2 protein-coding genes are annotated in these 1,188 nt (G+C 71.2%); both read right to left on the bottom strand.

Annotated features, from left to right (window positions below):
- Nucleotides 1–800: DNA-binding protein WhiA (gene whiA, locus AC1D1G_RS45395; protein ID WP_477956959.1), on the bottom strand; the 800-nt coding region annotated here is incomplete at its 3' end.
- Nucleotides 797–1,188 (bottom strand): 2-phospho-L-lactate transferase CofD family protein (locus AC1D1G_RS45400; RefSeq protein WP_477956958.1); only part of this gene is annotated, 392 nt, incomplete at its 5' end. The genes AC1D1G_RS45400 and whiA, both read right to left, overlap by 4 nt.

The following is a 1,188-nucleotide window of genomic DNA, read 5'->3' on the forward strand; positions in this document are numbered from 1 at the left end:
ACCCGGAGGTGACCGGCCGCCGCCAGATGGTCGGGCACCTCGTCACCCAGGATGTCGAGGGCCCGTTCGACGCGGGCCGCGGCCGCGACGGCCGCCCGCGCGGACCGGCGCAGGTTGGCGTCGTCGAAGTTGGCGAGCCGGTTGGCGGTGGCCCGGACCTCCCGGCGCATGCGGCGTTCCTCCCACACGAGGCGGGTGTCCTGGGCACCCATCCGGGTGAGCAGCGCGCCGATGGCCTCGCCGTCGCGGATCACCACCCGGTCGGTGCCGCGGACCTCACGCGCCTTCGCGGAGATGCCCAGCCTGCGCGCCGCCCCGACGAGCGCGAGCGCCGCCTCCGGGCCGGGGCAGCTGACTTCGAGCGCCGACGACCGGCCCGGCTCGGTCAGCGAACCGTGCGCCAGGAACGCGCCGCGCCACGCGGCTTCCGCGTCGGCGACGCTGCCACCGACCACCTGTGCTGGAAGCCCGCGCACGGGGCGTCCCCGCAGGTCCAGGAGACCGGTCTGGCGGGCGAGGGCCTCGCCCTCCTTCGCGACCCGCACGATGTACCGGGACGACTTGCGCAGCCCGCCGGCACTGAGAACGTGGACGTCGGCGCTGTAGGTGAACAGGTCGAAGATCTCGCGGCGCAACCGGCGGGCCGTGGACCCCAGATCCACTTCCGCCTCGACCACGACCCGGCCGCCGACGATGTGCAATCCCCCGGCGAACCGCAGCAGCGACGAGACCTCGGCCTTCCGGCAACTCACATGAGTGACGACGAGACGACTGAGTTCGTCTTTGACCTCTGCTGTCATTGCCACGAAGCGCTCTCCCTTTCCTCTGGTGTCTCGGCCACTTCGCTCCCCCGAGACCCCGCATCGGGGTCGCTCCAGAGCTGTTCGAGAACGGACGCAAGTTTTCCTGCATGGTGCGTGTGGGTGCCGTGCTCCGACACGTCGGCGTACACGACGCGTGCCTGGAACTGTCCGGCGGCGCGGGCGAGGTGCTCGCGCTCGCGCCCCGGTGGAACCGAACCCGAATCGACCACGACGAAGTCGACGGTGAGTTCGGGCGCGTGTTGGGACAGTACGTGCAGATGACGCTCGGTGGAGAATCCTGCGGTCTCGCCCGGCTCCGGAGCCAGGTTGAGCACCAGCACCTTCCGCGCGGCGGTGGCGATCAGCGTGTCGAGCAGTTCCTGCT

This window comes from Rhodococcus sp. P3_B8 (assembly GCF_056402775.1).